This window comes from Frateuria flava (assembly GCF_017837635.1).
Classification (GTDB): domain Bacteria; phylum Pseudomonadota; class Gammaproteobacteria; order Xanthomonadales; family Rhodanobacteraceae; genus Frateuria_A; species Frateuria_A flava.
In genome coordinates, this window is the sequence record NZ_JAGJRS010000031.1 from 50,469 (window position 1) to 67,039 (window position 16,571).

At 67.7% G+C, this 16,571-nt stretch carries 14 protein-coding genes; 9 read left to right on the plus strand and 5 right to left on the minus strand.

What is annotated here, in order from left to right:
- Nucleotides 1-6: 6 nt before the first annotated feature.
- The 6 genes from J7I44_RS14295 to J7I44_RS14320 all read left to right on the plus strand — a co-directional run bounded on the left by J7I44_RS14295 (nucleotide 7) and on the right by J7I44_RS14320 (nucleotide 5,965).
- Nucleotides 7-1,404, plus strand: a complete 1,398-nt coding sequence (locus J7I44_RS14295) for an amidase (RefSeq protein ID WP_209622265.1) — start codon at nucleotides 7-9, stop codon at nucleotides 1,402-1,404.
- A 4-nt stretch (nucleotides 1,405-1,408) separates the two neighbouring features.
- On the plus strand, nucleotides 1,409-1,996 hold the full coding sequence (locus J7I44_RS14300; RefSeq protein WP_209622268.1) for an alpha-ketoglutarate-dependent dioxygenase AlkB family protein: 588 nt from the start codon (nucleotides 1,409-1,411) through the stop codon (nucleotides 1,994-1,996).
- Between the two features lie 112 nt (nucleotides 1,997-2,108).
- Entirely contained in the window at nucleotides 2,109-3,209 is a 1,101-nt protein-coding gene (gcvT, locus tag J7I44_RS14305; protein WP_209622271.1) for a glycine cleavage system aminomethyltransferase GcvT, read from the plus strand.
- Between the two features lie 85 nt (nucleotides 3,210-3,294).
- Nucleotides 3,295-3,690 (plus strand): glycine cleavage system protein GcvH, encoded by a 396-nt coding sequence (gene gcvH / locus J7I44_RS14310; RefSeq protein ID WP_209622274.1) that lies wholly within the window; start codon nucleotides 3,295-3,297, stop codon nucleotides 3,688-3,690.
- 466 nt (nucleotides 3,691-4,156) lie between these two features.
- On the plus strand, nucleotides 4,157-4,696 hold the full coding sequence (metJ, locus tag J7I44_RS16940; protein WP_209622277.1) for a met regulon transcriptional regulator MetJ: 540 nt from the start codon (nucleotides 4,157-4,159) through the stop codon (nucleotides 4,694-4,696).
- A gap of 276 nt (nucleotides 4,697-4,972) precedes the next feature.
- Nucleotides 4,973-5,965 (plus strand): energy transducer TonB, encoded by a 993-nt coding sequence (locus J7I44_RS14320; RefSeq protein WP_209622279.1) that lies wholly within the window; start codon nucleotides 4,973-4,975, stop codon nucleotides 5,963-5,965.
- A 143-nt stretch (nucleotides 5,966-6,108) separates the two neighbouring features.
- Here the strand turns inward: J7I44_RS14320 and J7I44_RS14325 are convergent, their stop codons facing one another.
- Nucleotides 6,109-7,395: a serine hydrolase domain-containing protein gene (locus tag J7I44_RS14325; protein ID WP_209622282.1), complete on the minus strand. Its 1,287-nt coding sequence runs from the start codon at nucleotides 7,393-7,395 to the stop codon at nucleotides 6,109-6,111.
- A 276-nt stretch (nucleotides 7,396-7,671) separates the two neighbouring features.
- Between J7I44_RS14325 and J7I44_RS14330 the strand changes: the two genes are divergently transcribed.
- Complete coding sequence (locus J7I44_RS14330) at nucleotides 7,672-8,895, plus strand: NTP/NDP exchange transporter (protein WP_342451991.1); 1,224 nt, start codon at nucleotides 7,672-7,674, stop codon at nucleotides 8,893-8,895.
- Between the two features lie 85 nt (nucleotides 8,896-8,980).
- Here the strand turns inward: J7I44_RS14330 and J7I44_RS14335 are convergent, their stop codons facing one another.
- The 3 genes from J7I44_RS14335 to mtgA all read right to left on the minus strand — a co-directional run bounded on the left by J7I44_RS14335 (nucleotide 8,981) and on the right by mtgA (nucleotide 11,166).
- On the minus strand, nucleotides 8,981-9,409 hold the full coding sequence (locus J7I44_RS14335) for a CBS domain-containing protein (protein WP_209622287.1): 429 nt from the start codon (nucleotides 9,407-9,409) through the stop codon (nucleotides 8,981-8,983).
- Between the two features lie 89 nt (nucleotides 9,410-9,498).
- Nucleotides 9,499-10,422: a glycosyltransferase family 2 protein gene (locus J7I44_RS14340; RefSeq protein ID WP_209622290.1), complete on the minus strand. Its 924-nt coding sequence runs from the start codon at nucleotides 10,420-10,422 to the stop codon at nucleotides 9,499-9,501.
- A gap of 3 nt (nucleotides 10,423-10,425) precedes the next feature.
- Nucleotides 10,426-11,166 carry a monofunctional biosynthetic peptidoglycan transglycosylase gene (gene mtgA, locus J7I44_RS14345; protein WP_209622293.1) on the minus strand — a complete coding sequence of 247 codons (741 nt, stop codon included), beginning with the start codon at nucleotides 11,164-11,166 and terminating at the stop codon, nucleotides 10,426-10,428.
- Between the two features lie 109 nt (nucleotides 11,167-11,275).
- Between mtgA and hslO the strand changes: the two genes are divergently transcribed.
- Nucleotides 11,276-12,175, plus strand: coding sequence for an Hsp33 family molecular chaperone HslO (hslO, locus tag J7I44_RS14350; RefSeq protein WP_209622296.1), 900 nt, complete (start codon nucleotides 11,276-11,278; stop codon nucleotides 12,173-12,175).
- A gap of 209 nt (nucleotides 12,176-12,384) precedes the next feature.
- Here hslO and J7I44_RS14355 read toward each other — a convergent pair whose 3' ends face one another.
- Nucleotides 12,385-15,279 (minus strand): bifunctional diguanylate cyclase/phosphodiesterase, encoded by a 2,895-nt coding sequence (locus J7I44_RS14355; RefSeq protein WP_209622299.1) that lies wholly within the window; start codon nucleotides 15,277-15,279, stop codon nucleotides 12,385-12,387.
- A gap of 273 nt (nucleotides 15,280-15,552) precedes the next feature.
- Between J7I44_RS14355 and J7I44_RS14360 the strand changes: the two genes are divergently transcribed.
- Complete coding sequence (locus J7I44_RS14360) at nucleotides 15,553-16,425, plus strand: hypothetical protein (protein ID WP_209622302.1); 873 nt, start codon at nucleotides 15,553-15,555, stop codon at nucleotides 16,423-16,425.
- Nucleotides 16,426-16,571: the final 146 nt, after the last annotated feature.

A 16,571-nucleotide genomic window follows, 5' to 3' on the forward strand; every position in this document is an offset into this window, starting at 1 on the left:
CGATGCATGAATTCGACTCCGCCGATCGCCGACATCGACCTGCGCCGCGCCAGCGTGTGCCAGCTCCTGCACTGGCTGGCGGTAGGGCGCGTGCAGCCCCAGGCGCTGGCCGATGTCTACCAGGCGGCGATCGAGCGCATCAACCCGGAAATCAATGCCTACGTCGACCTGCGCCCGGGGCTCATGCAGGAGCAGGCGCGCACCGCGACGAACCGCCGGCGCGACGGCGTGCTCGGCCGGCTCGATGGTGTTCCGATCGCGCTGAAGGACAACTTCGACATGGCCGGCTGGCCGACCCGCGCCGGCTTGCCGGGGCGCGGGCAGCCGGTGCAGGACGACTCCCATGTGGTTGCCCGCCTGCGTGCCTCGGGCGCGGTGCTGGTGGGCAAGACCAACATGGACGAGGCGGCCCTTGGCGCGGCCACCGACAATCCGCACTACGGCCCGGCGCAGAATCCCTTCAAGCCCGGTTACAGCGCGGGCGGCTCTTCCGGCGGTGCGGCCGCGGCGGTGGCGGCCGGGCTTGCCGCGGCAGCGGTGGGGTCGGACAGCCTGGGTTCGATCCGCATCCCGGCGAGCTACTGCGGCGTGTATGCGCTCAAGCCCACCCACGGCGAGATTTCCGCCCGCGGCATGTTGCCGGCGGCGCGACGGCTCGATGCCGTTGGGCTGCTCGCGCGCAGCGCCAACGACCTGACCGTGCTGCTGCAGGTGCTGGCCGGCTACGACGCCGACGACGCACGCTCGCGCCGCCGCCGCGTGGCGTTCTCGCCGCCGGACTGGGAGCCGGGCAACCTGCGCGCCGGCCTGCTGCCGGACCTGGCGGCGGTGGGCGTCGAGCCGGAGGTGATCGACGTGTTCGAGGCGGCGCTGGCCCGCCTGCCGCGCGAGCTCGGCGAGCGGCGCACGGTGGACTTCTCCGACTGGGACTTCGCGCGCACCCGCCGCGCCGGCCTGCTGCTGATGGAGGCGGAGATGCTCGGCACCTTCGCCGAGGACCTGGCCGACACCACGCACCCGGTCTCGCCGCGGCTGCGCGAGATGCTCGGCTACGCCGCGCGCAAGAGCGCCGCCGACTACGCCATCGCCGACCGCGTGCTCGACGCGGCCACGCTCAAGATGCGCCGCCTGTTCGCGCAGATCGACGTGCTGGTGCTGCCGACCACGCCACAAGGCGCGTTCCCGCTGGACGGCCCCGCGCCCGACTCGGCGGCCGACCTCACCAGTTTCGCCAGCCTGGCCGGCTGCCCGGCGGTGAGCATCCCGATGGGCGCCTTGCCGGACGGACGTCCGATCGGCATGCAGTTCGTCGGCGCGCGCGGTTCGGACCTGCGTCTGCTGGAGCTGGCCGCGGTGTGCGCCTCGACGCTGGACGTGGAGCCGACCTACCCGGCGATCGCCTGAGCGCGTGGGCTGGCAGTCGCTCGCGCTGGAGGGCGCCGAGCTCGCGCTCTGGGCGGACTGGTTGCCGCCGGTCGAGGCGGATGCGCTTTTCGTCGAGCTGCTCGAATCGGTGTCCTGGGAAATCCACGTCATCCGGATGTTCGGCCGCGAGGTCGCTTCGCCGCGTCTGAGCTGCTGGATCGGCGACCCGGGCGCCAGCTACGTCTATTCGCGCACGCGCTTCGAACCGCATCCGTGGCCGCCTGCACTGGCCGCGATGCGCCCGCGCCTGCAGCGGGCCTGCGGCAGCACCTTCAACAGCGTGCTTGCCAACCTCTACCGCGACGGTCGCGACGCGATGGGCTGGCACAGTGACGACGAGCCCGAACTCGGTCCGGCACCGGTGATCGCTTCGATCAGCCTGGGTGCGGCACGTCGTTTCACCTTCCGGTCGAAGGCGGCTCGCGGGCGCGCCATGCTGGAACTGGAGCTGCCGCACGGCAGCCTGCTGCGCATGGCCGGCGCAACCCAGCGCCTCTACCAGCATGCGCTGCCGCGCACGGCGCAGGGACAAGCGCCACGCATCAACCTCACCTTCCGCCGGATCCTGTAGGAGCGCACCCTGTGCGCGACCTGGCGCCCTGCGGTCGCGCACAGAGCGTTGGCACCTTGGCTTGCACCGGGGCGCCGGCGATAATCCTTGCTTTCCCCAAGGTGCCCGTGCGATGACCGAGAAGACCGTACTCAACGACACCCACCGCGCGGCGGGCGCCCGCATGGTCGATTTCGGCGGATGGGACATGCCGATCAACTACGGCTCGCAGATCGAGGAGCACCACGCGGTGCGCCGCGACGCCGGCATGTTCGACGTCTCGCACATGACCGTGGTGGACCTTCACGGACCGCGCACACGCGAGTTCCTGCGCTATCTGCTCGCCAACAGCGTCGACAAGCTCAAGGTGCAGGGCAAGGCCCTGTACTCGTGCATGCTCAACGAGCAGGGCGGCGTGATCGATGACCTGATCGTGTACTTCTTCGATGAGGCGCACTTCCGGCTGGTGGTGAACGCCGCCACGCGCGCCAAGGATCTGGCGTGGATCGAACAGCAGGCCAGGGCCTTCGATGTGGAAGTGAAGGAGCGTCCCGACTTCGCGATGATCGCGGTGCAGGGCCCCAACGCGCGCGCGAAAGTGATCGGCCTGCTGCACGAGGTCGACCGTCCGCGCATCGAGAAGCTTGGCCGTTTCGCCGCCGCCGCCGCGCAGGGGCCGCACGGCATGCCGCTGTTCATCGCGCGCACCGGCTACACCGGTGAAGACGGCTTCGAGATCATCGTGCCGGTCGAACAGGCGATCGCCCTGTGGCAGGCGCTGGCCGACGCGGGCGTCAAGCCGGCCGGCCTGGGCGCGCGCGACACGCTGCGCCTGGAAGCGGGCATGAACCTCTATGGCCAGGACATGGATGAAACGGTGTCCCCGTGGGAAGCCAACCTGGGCTGGACGATCGCGCTGGACGAAGGGCGCGACTTCATCGGCCGCAAGGCGCTGGAAACACAGAAGGCCGCGGGCGTGCCGCGGGTGATGGTTGGCCTGGTGCTGGACGAGAAGGGCGTGCTGCGCCACGGCCAGAAGGTGCTTACCGCCAACGGCGAGGGCGAGATCCTTTCCGGCAGCTTTGCGCCCACGCTGGACAAGGCGGTGGCCTTCGCGCGTATCCCGGCCGGCAATCCGGGCGACGTGCGGGTGGACATCCGCGGCCGCGAGGTGCCGGTGCGCATGGTGAAATATCCGTTCGTGCGTGACGGCAAGCCCTGCGAAGGCATCTGATTCACACCCGCCATTTCTTTAATAGAGTTCCCGCCCGAGCGGCTAGAATCGCCGCTCCATTCCCACGCAACGACTGGACCTGACCATGAGCGAGATTCCCGGCGACCTGAAGTTCCTCAAATCCCACGAATGGGCCCGCGTCGAAGACAACGGCGTGGTGCGCGTGGGCATCTCCGACCACGCGCAGGGCCAGCTCGGCGACCTGGTGTACGTGGAGCTGCCGGAGATCGGCGCCAGCGTGCAGGCCGGCACGGGCACGGCGGTGGTCGAATCGGTGAAGGCTGCTTCGGACATCTATTCGCCGGTATCGGGCGAGATCGTCGAGGTCAACGAGCTGCTCAACGACAAGCCCGAGACGATCAACGAAGACGCCTTCGGCGACGGCTGGATTTTCGCCGTGCGCATCTCCGATCGCGCCGAGCTGGATGAACTGCTCGACGCCGACGCCTACGCCGAGCAGATCGAGAACGAGGACCACTGATGGTCTGAAGATCGTGCGCCGCATCGACGGCGCACGATCGACCTGCCGGCTCTTCTTTCCTCCGGACAAGGGAGGGCCGGGCGGCGCCAGGGACGATCCGCGATCACCATCGATCGTGCCGCTGGTCGACTCCCATTCATTCGAATGAAGGCTCCCATCCCATCTCGCAGGACGTGTCCCGCGAGACGGGATGGCGCGCGGAGCACCAGCTCGGCGATAGTGGCGCATGTGCCTCAAACCCTTGTGGGGCAAGGCTTTGCGCGGCAAGGGCGGTTTTTGTGTGGTTTGCTTATGGACGTCTATACGTCCAATTGATAATACCTTCGTTAATCCGCCAACCCTTGCCGCGCGGCCCTTTGCGGGCTCCCGGAGGGGCTTTTGACCGGTTGAATTTTCTGGTCGAAATCAATTGACAGTTGAAATCTTCAGGAATAGCTTTCGCTTCAGATCAGGGGAACGGGTCCACATGGCAGCATCGAAATTCATAACGCCGTATATCGACCACGGCGAGAAGGCCGGCGCGGTGCGCAAGATCACCGTGTCGATCCCGCTGCATGTCCTGCGTCTGCTTTCCGACGAGCGCACGCGCCGTCAAGTGAACAATCTTCGGCACGCCACCAACAGCGACCTGCTGGTGGAGGCGTTCCTGCACGCTTTTACTGGGCAACCACTGCCAACTGATGAGGAGCTGAGACGAATGGCCACTGCCAAGAAAACCGCTGCGAAGAAACCGGCCGCCAAAAAGGCGCCCGCCAAGAAGACCGCCGTGAAGAAGGCTACCGCGAAGAAGCCGGTCGCCAAGAAGCCGGCGACCAAGAAGGTCGCTGCCAAGAAGGCCGCCCCGAAGAAGGCTGCCGCCAAGAAGCCGGCCGCCGCCAAGAAGGCTGCCGTCAAGAAAGTTGCCGTGAAGAAGGTTGCCGCCAAGAAGCCGGCCGCCAAGAAGGCTGCACCGGCCAAGGTGGTGAAGGCCACCAAGACCGCCAAGGCCACCAAGGCCAAGAAGTAAGCTCTCTAAAAAGACCAACAAGCGGTATCGACTTTCTCTCCCTGCGGTGCCCAGCGCGGGGAGGGTACTTCGAAGAGCGATTCGTCCCGGCCATGGCCGGGACGCTTCGTTTCCGGGCCCCCGAAACAGGTGGGTCTGCCGATCGCCCAAGTATTTGCCGCAATGGCACATTGGCGGTAACTTGTGCGTACTCGCGCCGCGCACGTCCAGGGGGACGGCCGCTCCTACAGGGGGAAAAAGCGCGGGTATCTCATGCCAGCCTATGGTGAACGTCCCATGGATACCCGTACCAGTTCTATGCGCGCGCATGCGCGCGGGGCCGCCCGGCCCACGTTGATCGCCGTTATCGCCATTTTCATCCTGCTGGCCGTGGCCAGCTGGTTCCTCATCCTGCAGCCGCACCAGGAACTGGTCATGCAGGATGGCGGCGGACATCCGTCCACGCCGGTTTCGACCGACAAGATTGCCGTGGCGCCGCCCGCCAATGTCGAGGCGATGGACTTGAACCAGTTGCTTGCCGAAGCGCGCAAGGCGATGAACGACCATCGCGTGCTTGCGCCGGCTGGCAACAACGCGTTCGAGTTCTATCTCAAGGCGCTGGAGAAACAGCCGGGCAACCCGGTGGCCACCGATGCCCTGCGCGAGACCTTCCCGTTCGCCGCCAGCGGCGCCGAGCAGGCCATCAACGGGCGTGACTTCGGCGAAGCCCAGCGCGAGATCGATCTGCTCGCCAAGGCGGACCCGGCCAACTACACGCTGACCATCCTCCGCTCCAAGCTCGACGCGCAGCGCAAGCTGCTGGACAAGGAGCAGCAGCAGGCGCTCGAGCAGCAGCGCCAGCAGCAACTGGCCGCCGACAAGGCCGCGGCGGACAAGGCCGCGGCCGAGAAGCTGGCGGCCCAGCAGAAGGCACAGCCGGCCGAGCAGAAGCCGCAGACCGAGGTCGCGGCCGCCAATGCGCCGGCCACTGCCGAACCCAATCCGGTACCCCAGCGGGTGGTGACCACCGACCCGGTGATGACCAAGTACGTCCAGCCGCGCTTCCCGACCCAGGCACAACGCGCGCGCACGCAAGGCTGGGTGCTGGTGGGCTACACGGTTGATACCGAAGGCAATGTCAGTGGCGTGCAGGTCGTCGACGCCCAGCCGCGTCACCTGTTCGACCGCGAGGCGGTCAACGCAGTCGAGCGCTGGAAGTACAAGCCCGCCACGCGCAATGGCACGCCGGTGGAAGCGAAGATGCAGAAGAAGATCGAGTTCAAGCTCTGAGGCGAAGGCCAAGGCTTGCGAAGAAAGGCGGCGCCTGGCGCCGCTTTTTTTTGCGCGGCGCAAATGCAATGGATCGACTCGCGACTTCCGCCGGCGGGCGTGAGCTCCGCCGCGGACGCCTGTGGAATCGGAGCCCGAGCGATCTAGTGGCGACGGTGACGTCGCGCGTGGGTCCGGGTGCGCGGATGGTCCGGAACGCTTTTCTCCAGCCCGGCCCAGTCCACGTGCGGCAGACCAAGCAGGCTGTCGAACACCATCGGCATCAGGCCTGAAGGTGTGGGGACGCCGGCGTTCCACATCGTCACCACGCCGGTGTGGTACTTGGGGAAGAAGCCGATCATGGTGCGGTAGCCCTCCACCGCGCCTGCGTGGTAGACCAGCGTTTCGCCGCCATAGGTGAATACGCGCCAGCCCAGCGCATAGGCCGCCGAGGTGACGCGGCCGTTGCGCCAGGGCGAGGAATGGAGCTCGCTTGGCGTGCGCACGCCCGGTGCATGCAGCGCTTCCAGCGTCGCGGGGGAGAGCACGTCCGGGCGCCCGCCCATCTGCGCGATCAGCCACTTCTCCATGTCGCGCAGGCTGGCGTTGACGCCCGCCGCCGGCGCGACCCGGTAGTAGTTTTCCTTCGGCTCGAAGGGCACCCATCCGCGCCGCGTGCGCCGGTGTGGGCGAGCCCAGCTCTCGCTCGATTCCAATCCCGCGCGTCCGTAGCTGGCGGTGGTCATACCCAGCGGCAGGAAGATGCGCCGGTCCACCAGCTTGTAGAAGAAGTTGCCCGTCATCGCGTACACCACGTCGCCGATCAGGCTGAAGGCGACGTTCTGGTAGCCGTAGCACTTGCCCACGCCGCAGGCCATGTCGACCTGGTCGAGTTTGCGCACCAGCTCCTCGTACGGGACATCGTCCTCGAGCATGTTGTCGTAGGTGTTGCGCGGCAGGCCCAGTCGCTGGCCAAGGATGTCGGCGACGGTCGCGCGCTGCGTATCGGGCACGTTCTTGAGTTTGAAGAAGGGCAGCACGTTGACCAGCCGCGTGTTCCAGGCCAGTTTGCCGTCCTGCACCAGGATGGCGGTAAGGCCGGTGGCGAACGCCTTGGACAGCGAGGCCAGACGGAACACGGTATCGGGCTTGACCGGTTCCTTGTCGGCGGCGTTGGCGTAGCCGATGGTGCCCTCGAAGACGACCTTGTCGTTCACCACGACCGCGGTGGCCAACCCGGCCACGGCATCACGCTGGTCGAGCTTGCCGAGCCATTGCTTGTACGCCTGCAGTGTGGCCTCCACCCGTGCCGGTGGCAGCGACTGCGCGCCGGAGTCGGCGGCAGGGGCGGTGGCGGAGGGTGAAACTGGCGTGGAGGCGCGGGCCGGTGCGGGGATCGTCGCTGCGCCGAGCAGGGCGGCGATCAGCAAGGGAAGCGTACGAAGCTGCATGCCTGGAAGAGTCCGGCGAAGCCTTGGAATAGGTGAAGAAAAAGAGGCCCGGGGAGGCGCAATGCCTTCGATTGTGGGACACGCGGGCCAGCTCTACAACGTGGAGAGACAGGCGCCAGGCTGTTGGTGTTCAGCCGATCGCCCGCTTGCGCGGGCACCGCGTGCCGCGGGAGACAGCCGAGCGGGTCGCGCATGCTAGGCTCTGGCGTTCCCCACAAGGCTGGACTCTCCGTGAGCCTGCGCCACAACGCCCGCGCCGACGAGCGCAGCGGCCTGATCCTCTCCACGCTGGCCTTTTTCCTGGTGATGGCTGGCTACTACATGATCCGGCCCGTGCGCGATCAGCTGGGCGGCGCAGTCGGGTCGCAGTCGTTGCCGCTGTTCTACGGGGCGGTCTTCGCCGTGATCATGCTGCTGACGCCGGTGTTCGGCTGGCTGGTGGCAAACGTTTCCCGGCGGCGGCTGCTGGCGTGGAGCTACAGCTTTTTCATTGCCTGCCTGCTCGCCTTCGTGCCCGCATTCGTGGTGCAGGACCGCATCGGTGCGCGCCTGCTGGGCGTGGTGTTCTACGTGTGGGGCAGCGTGTTCAACCTGTTTGTGGTGTCGCTGTTCTGGAGCTTCATGGCGGACGTCTTCGCCAGTCGGCAGGCGCGCCGCGTGTTTCCGCTGATCGCGTTGGGCGGTATGGGCGGGGCGGTCTTCGGTCCGCTGCTGACCCGGCTGCTGGTGCATGTACTGGGCGTTGCTCCCTTGCTGGCAGTGTCGGCAGTGACGCTCGGATTGGCGCTGCTGCTGCTGCTGCGATTGTCCGCGCGCGATGAACAGGCGGGCGACGGCCGCGCGGCGCAGGGGACCGGTGGTTCGCTGTGGGCCGGACTGAGTGAGCTGTGGTCACGGCCGTTCCTGCGCTACATGGCCATGCTGATGTTGCTGGGCGATGGCATCGGCACGTTGGCGTATGCGTTGATGGCGGACTACGCCAAGGCACACTTCGTTGATCGGGTGGCGCGCACCGCCTTCTACAACGACCTGGACCTGGTCACCAACGCACTGGGCGCGCTGCTGCAGTTGACGCTCACCCGCTGGCTGCTGGTCCGCTTCGGTGCCGGCTGGGGCCTGGTGGTACCCGCCCTGGTCAACATCGGCCTGCTGCTGATGGTCGCCGTATTCGGCCCGGGCGACGTGCGCGTGCTGGGCCTGGCCGTGCCGTTACTGGCTGTGATGCTGGTGACTACGCGCGGCTTTGCCTACGGCATGACCAAGCCGGCGGTCGACGCGCTGTACACCCGCGTGCCGCGTGAGACGCGCTACAAGGGCAAGAACTTCGTCGAGACGGCCGTGTGGCGCTTTGGCGACGTGCTGGTGACCAGTGGCGTGAGCCTGCTGGCCTGGCTGGGGGTGGGCGTGGGCGGCATGGGGCTGATCGGCGCGGGCGTGGCGTCGATGTCGGCGTGGGTCGCGCGACGTGCCGGGCGATCGCCGGACCTGGCCCGGGACTGAGCAGGGTCCGCAAGCGTAGGGTGGCTTCAGCTCACCACCTCGCACCCTGCAAGGTGGGCTAAGCCCACCCTGCGAAGACCATGCGTCAGCTGGTGATGTAGCGCTGCAGCTGCTCGATCTGTTCGGCCTGCGCATCGATCACGGCCTTGACCAGGTCGCCGATCGAGATCACCCCGACCACGCGCCCGTCCTCGACCACAGGCAGGTGGCGCACGCGTCGTTCGGTGCACAGGCGCATGCAGTCGAACACGTCCGTCTCGGGCGAGATGGTGAGCGGCTCGCTGCTCATGATGTCGGCCACCGCGGTCTGCGCGGAGGAGCGCCCCTGCAGGATCACCTTGCGAGCGTAGTCGCGCTCGGAAACGATGCCCGATAGCGCGGCGTCCTTCATCACCACCAGTGCGCCGACGCGGCGCTCGGCCATCTGCCGGATGGCGTCCAGTACGGGCGCCTCGGGTGCGATCGCATAGACGTCGCTGCCCTTGCTTTGCAGAAGATGCCTTACCTGACGCATGCCCGGTGCTCCTCTTCGGCCTGCGTCGGAGTCTAGCGCCGCGGCGTCGGCAGGGTGTGTAGATGCCGGCCGGTGGCGTGGAACGGGCCTTACAGGTGTTCTTCTTCCACGAAGTACAGCGGGCGCTGCTTGCTTTCGGCGTAGCTGCGGCCGAGGTACTCGCCGATCACGCCCAGCGCCAGCAACTGCACGCCACCGAGGAACAGGATCACCAGCATCAGCGTCGGGTAGCCGCGCACCGCGTCACCCCAGATCAGCGCCTTGGTCAGCACCCACAGCCCATAGACGAAAGCCAGCACCGAGGAGCCCAGGCCGACCCAGGTGGCCAGCCGCAACGGCGCGCTGGAGAACGAGGTGATGCCCTCGATCGCCAGCTGGGTCAGGCGCCAGTAGTTCCACTTGGTCCGACCGCTGTGGCGTGGCTCGCGCTGGTAGCGCACGGCGGTCTGGCGGTAGCCGATCCAGGCGAACAGGCCTTTCATGAAGCGCTGACGCTCGCGCAGTGTCGCCAGTGCATCCAGCGCGCGGCGCGAAAGCAGGCGGAAGTCGCCGGTGTCGCGCGGCAGCGGGGTATCGGAGAGCCGCTCCATGGCGCGGTAGAAGCCGGCGGCGGTGAGACGCTTCAACCGCGTTTCGCCGGCGCGCGCGCTGCGGGTGGCGTAGACCACGTCGAAGCCGGCGCGCCATTGCGCGACAAGCTCGGGGATCAGTTCGGGCGGGTCCTGCAGGTCGGCGTCGATCACCACGGCCGCGCCCCGGGTGACGTGGTCCAGTCCCGCCGTGAGCGCGGCTTCCTTGCCGAAATTGCGCGAGAGCTTGAGCGCGCGCACGCGCCGATCCCCCACCCGCAGCGCTTCGATCGCCGGCCAGGTGCCGTCGGTGCTGCCGTCGTCGACGTAGAGCACGGCGCTGTCCAGCGCCAACGAGTCGAGCACGGCGCACAGGCGCTGGTGGAAGGCGTCGAGCACGGCCGCCTCGTTGTAGGCGGGGACGACGACGGTCAGTTCGCTCATGGGTCAATGTCCTCGCCGCACGCGCGGGGGATGGTTGGCGTCCAGGTAACCGGGGCCACCCAGGTGCTGCATCTGTCGCAGGATCCATTGCGTGCGGCGCTGGACGTAGGCGCTGGGGCGGTCGGCATGCAGGCGGCGCGGGCTGGGCAATACGGCGGCCAGGCGCGCGGCCTGCGCCGGCCCGAGTCGCGCCGGTGGCACATGGAAGTAGGCCTCGCTCGCCGCTCCCACGCCGTAGATGCCGTCGCCGAGCTCGGCGATGTTCATGTATACCTCGAGGATGCGCCGCTTGGGCCAGGTCAGCTCGATCAGCACGGTGTAATACGCCTCCAGCCCCTTGCGCATGAAGCTGCGGCCATTCCACAGAAACAGGTTCTTGGCGACCTGCTGGCTGATCGTACTGGCGCCGCGCAGCCGCTTGCCGTCGTCGGCGTCGTCCAGCGCATCCTGGATCTGTTCGAGGTCGAAACCATGGTGGAACGGAAATTTCTGGTCTTCGCTGGCGACCATGGCGAGCGGCACGTACCCCGACACGCGCCCCCACGGGACCCAGTGCTGGCGCAACCTGAAATCGGGCTCGTCGTGCAACAAGGCGTCGATGCGACGCTCCATCATGACCGCCGAGGTCCACGGTGGCACGAAGCGCAGCACCAGCACCACCAGCCAGGACAGCGCCAGCCAGGAGACCACCAGAATGGCGAGTGGCCGCAGCAGGCGGCGGAGGGCGGTGCGCAGTGGTGGCATCGTCTTGGCGTCGACCTTCGGTTGCGATCCGACGAAAGTATAAGCGGCCTATTGTTCCGTGCCGGCGCCGTCCCCATCTGAATCGATTCCCCGTGTCGAGGTCACTTCTGTGGAAACCGTGCTTGTCGAGGACGTGCTGCATCGCTTCGTGCTGGAACGTGCCGGCGTGCGTGGCGTGCTGGTGCGGCTGGGCGCCGCCTGGCGCGAGGTCGCCGGGCGCTCGGACTACCCGGCGCCGCTGCGGGAGCTCCTGGGCGAGAGTCTGGTCGCCAGCGCGCTGCTGACCGGCAACATCAAGCTGGAGGGCGCGCTGTCGATCGAGCTCAAGAGCAGCGGTGCGTTGCGCCTGCTGTTCACCGAATGCAGCGATCAGGGGCGCTTGCGCGGCCTGGCGCGGTGGAATGATCCGCTGCCCGAGCCGTTGGACCTGTCCGCGTTGCCCGGGGCGGTCATGGCCATCACGATCGGTCACGCCGAGCGCGGCCAGCGCTACCAGGGCCTGGTCGAGCTCAGCCAGTCGGAATTGCCCGGTGCACTGGAAAACTACTTTCGCCTGTCCGAGCAGCTGCCGGCGCGCCTGTTGCTGGCGGCCGACGGCGAGCATGCGGTCGGGCTGATGCTGCAGAAGCTGCCCGGCGAGGGTGGCCATGATGCCGTCGAGGACGAGGATGCCTGGAGTCGCGTCCTGCACCTGACGGGCACGCTCGGCCGCGAGGAAATGCTGGCCACTGCGCCCGAACAGCTGCTGTACCGCCTCTACCACGAGGAAACCGTGCGGATGTTCGAACCGCGTCCGCTGGCGTTCGGCTGCAGTTGCTCGCGCGAGCGGGTGGAGTCAATGTTGCGCTCGCTGGGGCGCGACGAGGTGGAAGCCGCGCTGGCGGCGCGCGATGGCGAGATCGAGGTGATCTGCGAGTTCTGTGCGCAGCGCTATACCTTCGACCGCATCGATGCCGAGCATGTGCTGAGCGGCGGAGTGGGCGCGGATACGTCGACGACGTCGCAGTAGGGGCTGGAGGAGGGGCTCCAGCGTGGGCTTAAGCTCCTGCGTCGCCCTATGCCCGTCACGCTGCGGCGGGCAATGACACGCGGACGGGGCGCAGCGACAACGCACATGGGGCGTGCACACGCTGCCGTAAGCCCGTAGGGTGGGCTTCAGCCCACCATCGCCGCAGCCTGCGGTGGGCTGAAGCCCACCCTACGGAGCCATCCGGGCCGTCACGCCACGGCCGGCGTCGGATCGGCCGGCAACCACACGCTGATCGGCTGCGGGCGGGCGAACAGGAAGCCCTGACCGTAGCGGCAGCCGACGCGCATCAGCGCCTGACGCTGGTGTTCTTCCTCGATGCCCTCGGCGATCACCAGCATGTTCAGCGAGTCGGCCAGCACCTGGATCGCACGCACCACGGCCAGGCCCTGGCCATCCCCCTCGCGCGGCAGCTCCGTGATGAAGGAGCGGTCGATCTTCAGCGTCTCGAACGGGTACTGGTGCAGGTAGCTCAGCGAGGAGTAGCCGGTACCGAAATCGTCCAGCGCCACCCGCACGCCGCGGCTGCGCATGTTCTCCAGGATGCGTTTGACCTGCGCCGGGTTATCCAGCAGCGCGCGCTCGGTGACCTCGATGCGGACCTGTCGCGGCGGCAGGCTGTGCTCGGCGAGCAGGGCGAGCAGGCGGGCGTCCAGATCCGGCAAGCGGAAGTGACGGCCGGACACGTTGATGCTGACGAAGCCGTCCTTGCCCAACAGCGCCGGCGCCTGCACGCAGACCTGCTCGAAGATCTGCCAGTCGATGCTCTCGGCGCAACCGGCTTCCTCGGCGATCACCAGGAACTCGCCCGGGGCGAGCAGCCCGCGGTCCGGGTGATGCCACCGCAGCAGTGCCTCGTAGCCCACCACATGGCCGTCTTCCAGTGCCACGATGGGCTGGTAGAACGGCACGAATTCGTTGCGCGCCAGGCCGCGGCGCAGATCGCTTTCCAGTTCCAGCAGCGAGAGCGCCTCGCGGCGCAGGCGGTCGTCGAACACCGCCGCGCGGTGGCGGCCTTCGTCCTTGGCGCGATACATCGCCGCGTCGGCGTCGCGCAGTAGCTCTTCCGGTTTCTGGTAGTGCGGGCCCGGCAGGGCCACCCCGATCGAGGCGGAGGTGAAGATTTCCTTGGCGCCCAGGCGGAACGGCACCTGCAGTTCACCGATGACACGTTCGGCGACCGCCACCGCGGTCGCCGGGTCGGCAATGCCCTCCAGCAGCACGGCGAACTCGTCGCCGCCCAGGCGCGCGACCACGTCGCGGGTCTTCAGGCACGCGCGGATGCGCCCGCCAACCTGGAACAGCAGGTCGTCGCCGACCAGGTGGCCGACCGAATCGTTGATGACCTTGAAGCGATCCAGGTCGATGAACAGCACGGCGAAGCCACCTTCGTCCGGTTCGCCGCGATAGCGTTCCAGCGCCTGTTCCATGCGCTGCAACAGCAGCGTGCGGTTGGGCAGGCCGGTGAGCGAGTCGTGCAGGGTTTCGTACTTGAGGCGGCGCTCGACCCGCTCGCGCTCGGCGATCTGCTCGCGCAGGTCGCGGTTGGCCAGCGCCAGCGCGCGGGTGCGCTCGGTGACGCGGCGCTCCAGCCCGGCGTAGGCCTGCTTCAGCGATTCGGCCGTGTGCTTGCGCTGCAGGGCGTTGGCGATGTGGTAGCTGACGAAGGTGAGCAGTTCCTGGTCACGCTCGTTGTAGGTGTGCTCGGGCGTGTAGCTCTGCACCGCCAGCACGCCCATCACCTTCTCGCCCCACACCAGCGGTACGCCCAGCCAGCACAGCGAATGGGTGCCCTGGCGCTGGATCTCGCCCAGCGCGGTCAGCCGTTCCAGTTCGGCGGAGTCGGCCAGCAGCGGCTTGCCGTGGCGGAGCACGTATTCGGTGGCGCCGCGGCCGTGCAGGCGCGGCGCCGGCACGTTGTCCACCTCGTCGACCGAATAGGGGAAGGTCAGCTGTCCGCTGTCCTCGTCGACCAGCGCGATATAGAAGTTGCGTGCGTACAGGAGCCCGCCGATCACCCGGTGCACGGCCGAATAGAAGGTATCGAGGCCCTCGGAAGTGCTCGCCAGTTCGGCAATACGGAACAGCGCTGCCTGCAGCCGCTCGCCGCGCTGGCGCTGCAGCACCTGCTGGCGCAGCACACGATTGGCCTCGCGCAGGGCGGCGGTACGGTCGGCCACGCGCCGCTCGAGTTCGGCCTGCGCCTGGCGCTTCTCCAGCGCGGCCTGCACGTGCTGGGCCACGTAGCAGAGCAGCTCCCGGTCCTGCGTGGTGTACTGGGTGTCGGCGCGGTAGCTCTGGATCACGATGCCGCCAACCACCTTGGCCTCGCGCAGCAGCGGCACGCCCAGCCAGTGTTCGCAGTCCGGGCCGATCAGCACCAGGCGGTCGGGCACGGTGCGGTTGAGCTCCTCGATCGAGCCCATCATGGCGCGACCGCTCTTGAGCAGGTTCCAGGTCAGGCTGTGTTCCAGGTCGGACAGCGGCACGCTGCGTTCGGGCGAGGGCGGGTCGCGGTCGGCGGCGTCGGCGTAATACGGGAAGCGCACGCTGTCGGTGCTCTCGTCGTACAGCACGATGTAGAAATTTTCCGCATACATCAGGCTGCCGACGATGGCGTGCAGCGAGCGCATCATCTCGCCCATGTTGCGTTCGGTCCCCGCCTGTTCGGCGATCGCGAACAACGCGCGCTGCAGTCGTTCGGCCAGTGCCAGACGGGAAATGGCCTCGTACAGCCGCGCAGTCTCGGCTTGCTGACGCATCCGGGTACCGGCCAGTCGACCAAACCAGGCAAGGCGCTCGCGCAAGGGCTCGGAGAGGGGCGATTCCGGTTCCAGCACCAGCACACGCAGCCCCTGCGGGTCCTCGGCAAGCTCCATCCGACCCGCGGCGAAGGGGGGCTCCTCGACACCCAACGGCCGCCAACCCAGGCGCGCACGCACGTGCCAGTCCGACAGCAGGGTTTCACAGACGGCCGCCACGCTGCCGGCGTCCGGCGCCCCGAACAGCCGCTCGACCGCGCGATGCAAGACTTCCCGGTCGGCCGGGAAGGCCGCGGCCTCGCGGGTGGGAGGAGCCGGGTTCATGGAGGTTCTCAGGTTCCGTGCTGGGCCGTGGCGTGACTATATCGTGCGCGGCGCGTTGTCGGAGGTTCGTTTTGCCTGATTTTCATGTTCGGGGAACCCTCTTTTCACGTCAGGGTCCATGCTCAAGGGATATGTGCCTGGGTTCACCGTTTGAGAGGCCTCCCCGCCTGACAGGGTGTTAGTTAAACGTAAAGGGGCTATACTTGCCCCCAACCAATGGCATACGTCTGCCTGCCACCTTCCGACTGCTTACAACGACTTATGCGCCGCCTGTTGCCCCTGCTGACTTTGCTGATGCCGCTCGCCGCGGCAGGGCAGTCGCTGGACGCCAATCGGCATGCCCTGGCGCAGCCGTTGGTGGGTCCGGCGACCGGCCAGGCAACCGATTCCGGGGTCGTCGTGCGCGACCGCGATGGCCGCATGCTCATGCTCAAGGCGGGCGCGCAGTCGGTCGGTTCGAGCCAGCGTGCCGATGCGCCGCTGTCGTTCCCCGCGACCGATATCGGCAGCGTGACGTCGACCGACCTGCAGTACGGACTGGATCCGCACCTGCAGATCCACGCCGGCGTCAGCGAGCACAACGGGACATCCCGCAGCGCGCGGGTGGTCGGCAGCGAGGTCGGTGCCACCTACAACCTCGGCCGTTACACCCTGGGCGTGAGCGTGGGCGCCGACAGCACACCCGACCAGCGCCTGCCGCGCGTCCTGCCGGGCGCCACGCCCGGCGTGAACGGACTGCCCGACTTCGACAGCAGCGCCCAGCTCAATGCGCGCGGCCGTGTGGCGGTCGGCGGACAGAGCGGTATCGACCTGGGGGCCAGCGTGGGCCGCATCCGCCTGCTGCCGGGCAACGAACTGGGCGTCAATTCGCTGGATCAGAAGGCGCTGACCTTCGGCGTCGACCACGGTCCGCTGAGCGGCACGCTGGTCGGTCGCACCATGCAGCCGACGCTGCCGGGCGGCTACTACGGCGACAAACGGTGGAGCAGCATCGACCTTGGCGTCACCCTGCGGCTGCCGTGGCAGGGCGAACTGAGCATCGGCGCGCAGAACCTGTGGTCCTCCGGAACCTCGGTGCCTACGCCCGCGGGCCCCGAACCCGATCAGTCGCGCACACCGTACGTGCAGTACCACCAGGACCTGTAAGCCACCTTCGACTAAAAAAAGGCCGTCGCATGCGACGGCCTTTTTGTTTGGTTGCTTGTCCCGTGGTATCGACCTGGCGCTGCATTCCGCGCCGGCCAAGATCCACCCCGACATGAGGCGCCCGATCCACACCAACCTGGAGCGCG

What these genes read in the sequence shown, in the direction of transcription:
- J7I44_RS14295 (WP_209622265.1), top strand. Translation starts at nt 7, where the DNA reads ATGAATTCGACTCCGCCGATCGCCGACATCGACCTGCGCCGCGCCAGC.
- gcvT (WP_209622271.1), top strand. Translation starts at nt 2,109, where the DNA reads ATGACCGAGAAGACCGTACTCAACGACACCCACCGCGCGGCGGGCGCC.
- gcvH (WP_209622274.1), top strand. Translation starts at nt 3,295, where the DNA reads ATGAGCGAGATTCCCGGCGACCTGAAGTTCCTCAAATCCCACGAATGG.
- metJ (WP_209622277.1), top strand. Translation starts at nt 4,157, where the DNA reads ATGGCAGCATCGAAATTCATAACGCCGTATATCGACCACGGCGAGAAG.
- J7I44_RS14320 (WP_209622279.1), top strand. Translation starts at nt 4,973, where the DNA reads ATGGATACCCGTACCAGTTCTATGCGCGCGCATGCGCGCGGGGCCGCC.
- J7I44_RS14325 (WP_209622282.1), bottom strand. Translation starts at nt 7,395, where the DNA reads ATGCAGCTTCGTACGCTTCCCTTGCTGATCGCCGCCCTGCTCGGCGCA.
- J7I44_RS14335 (WP_209622287.1), bottom strand. Translation starts at nt 9,409, where the DNA reads ATGCGTCAGGTAAGGCATCTTCTGCAAAGCAAGGGCAGCGACGTCTAT.
- J7I44_RS14340 (WP_209622290.1), bottom strand. Translation starts at nt 10,422, where the DNA reads ATGAGCGAACTGACCGTCGTCGTCCCCGCCTACAACGAGGCGGCCGTG.
- mtgA (WP_209622293.1), bottom strand. Translation starts at nt 11,166, where the DNA reads ATGCCACCACTGCGCACCGCCCTCCGCCGCCTGCTGCGGCCACTCGCC.
- J7I44_RS14355 (WP_209622299.1), bottom strand. Translation starts at nt 15,279, where the DNA reads ATGAACCCGGCTCCTCCCACCCGCGAGGCCGCGGCCTTCCCGGCCGAC.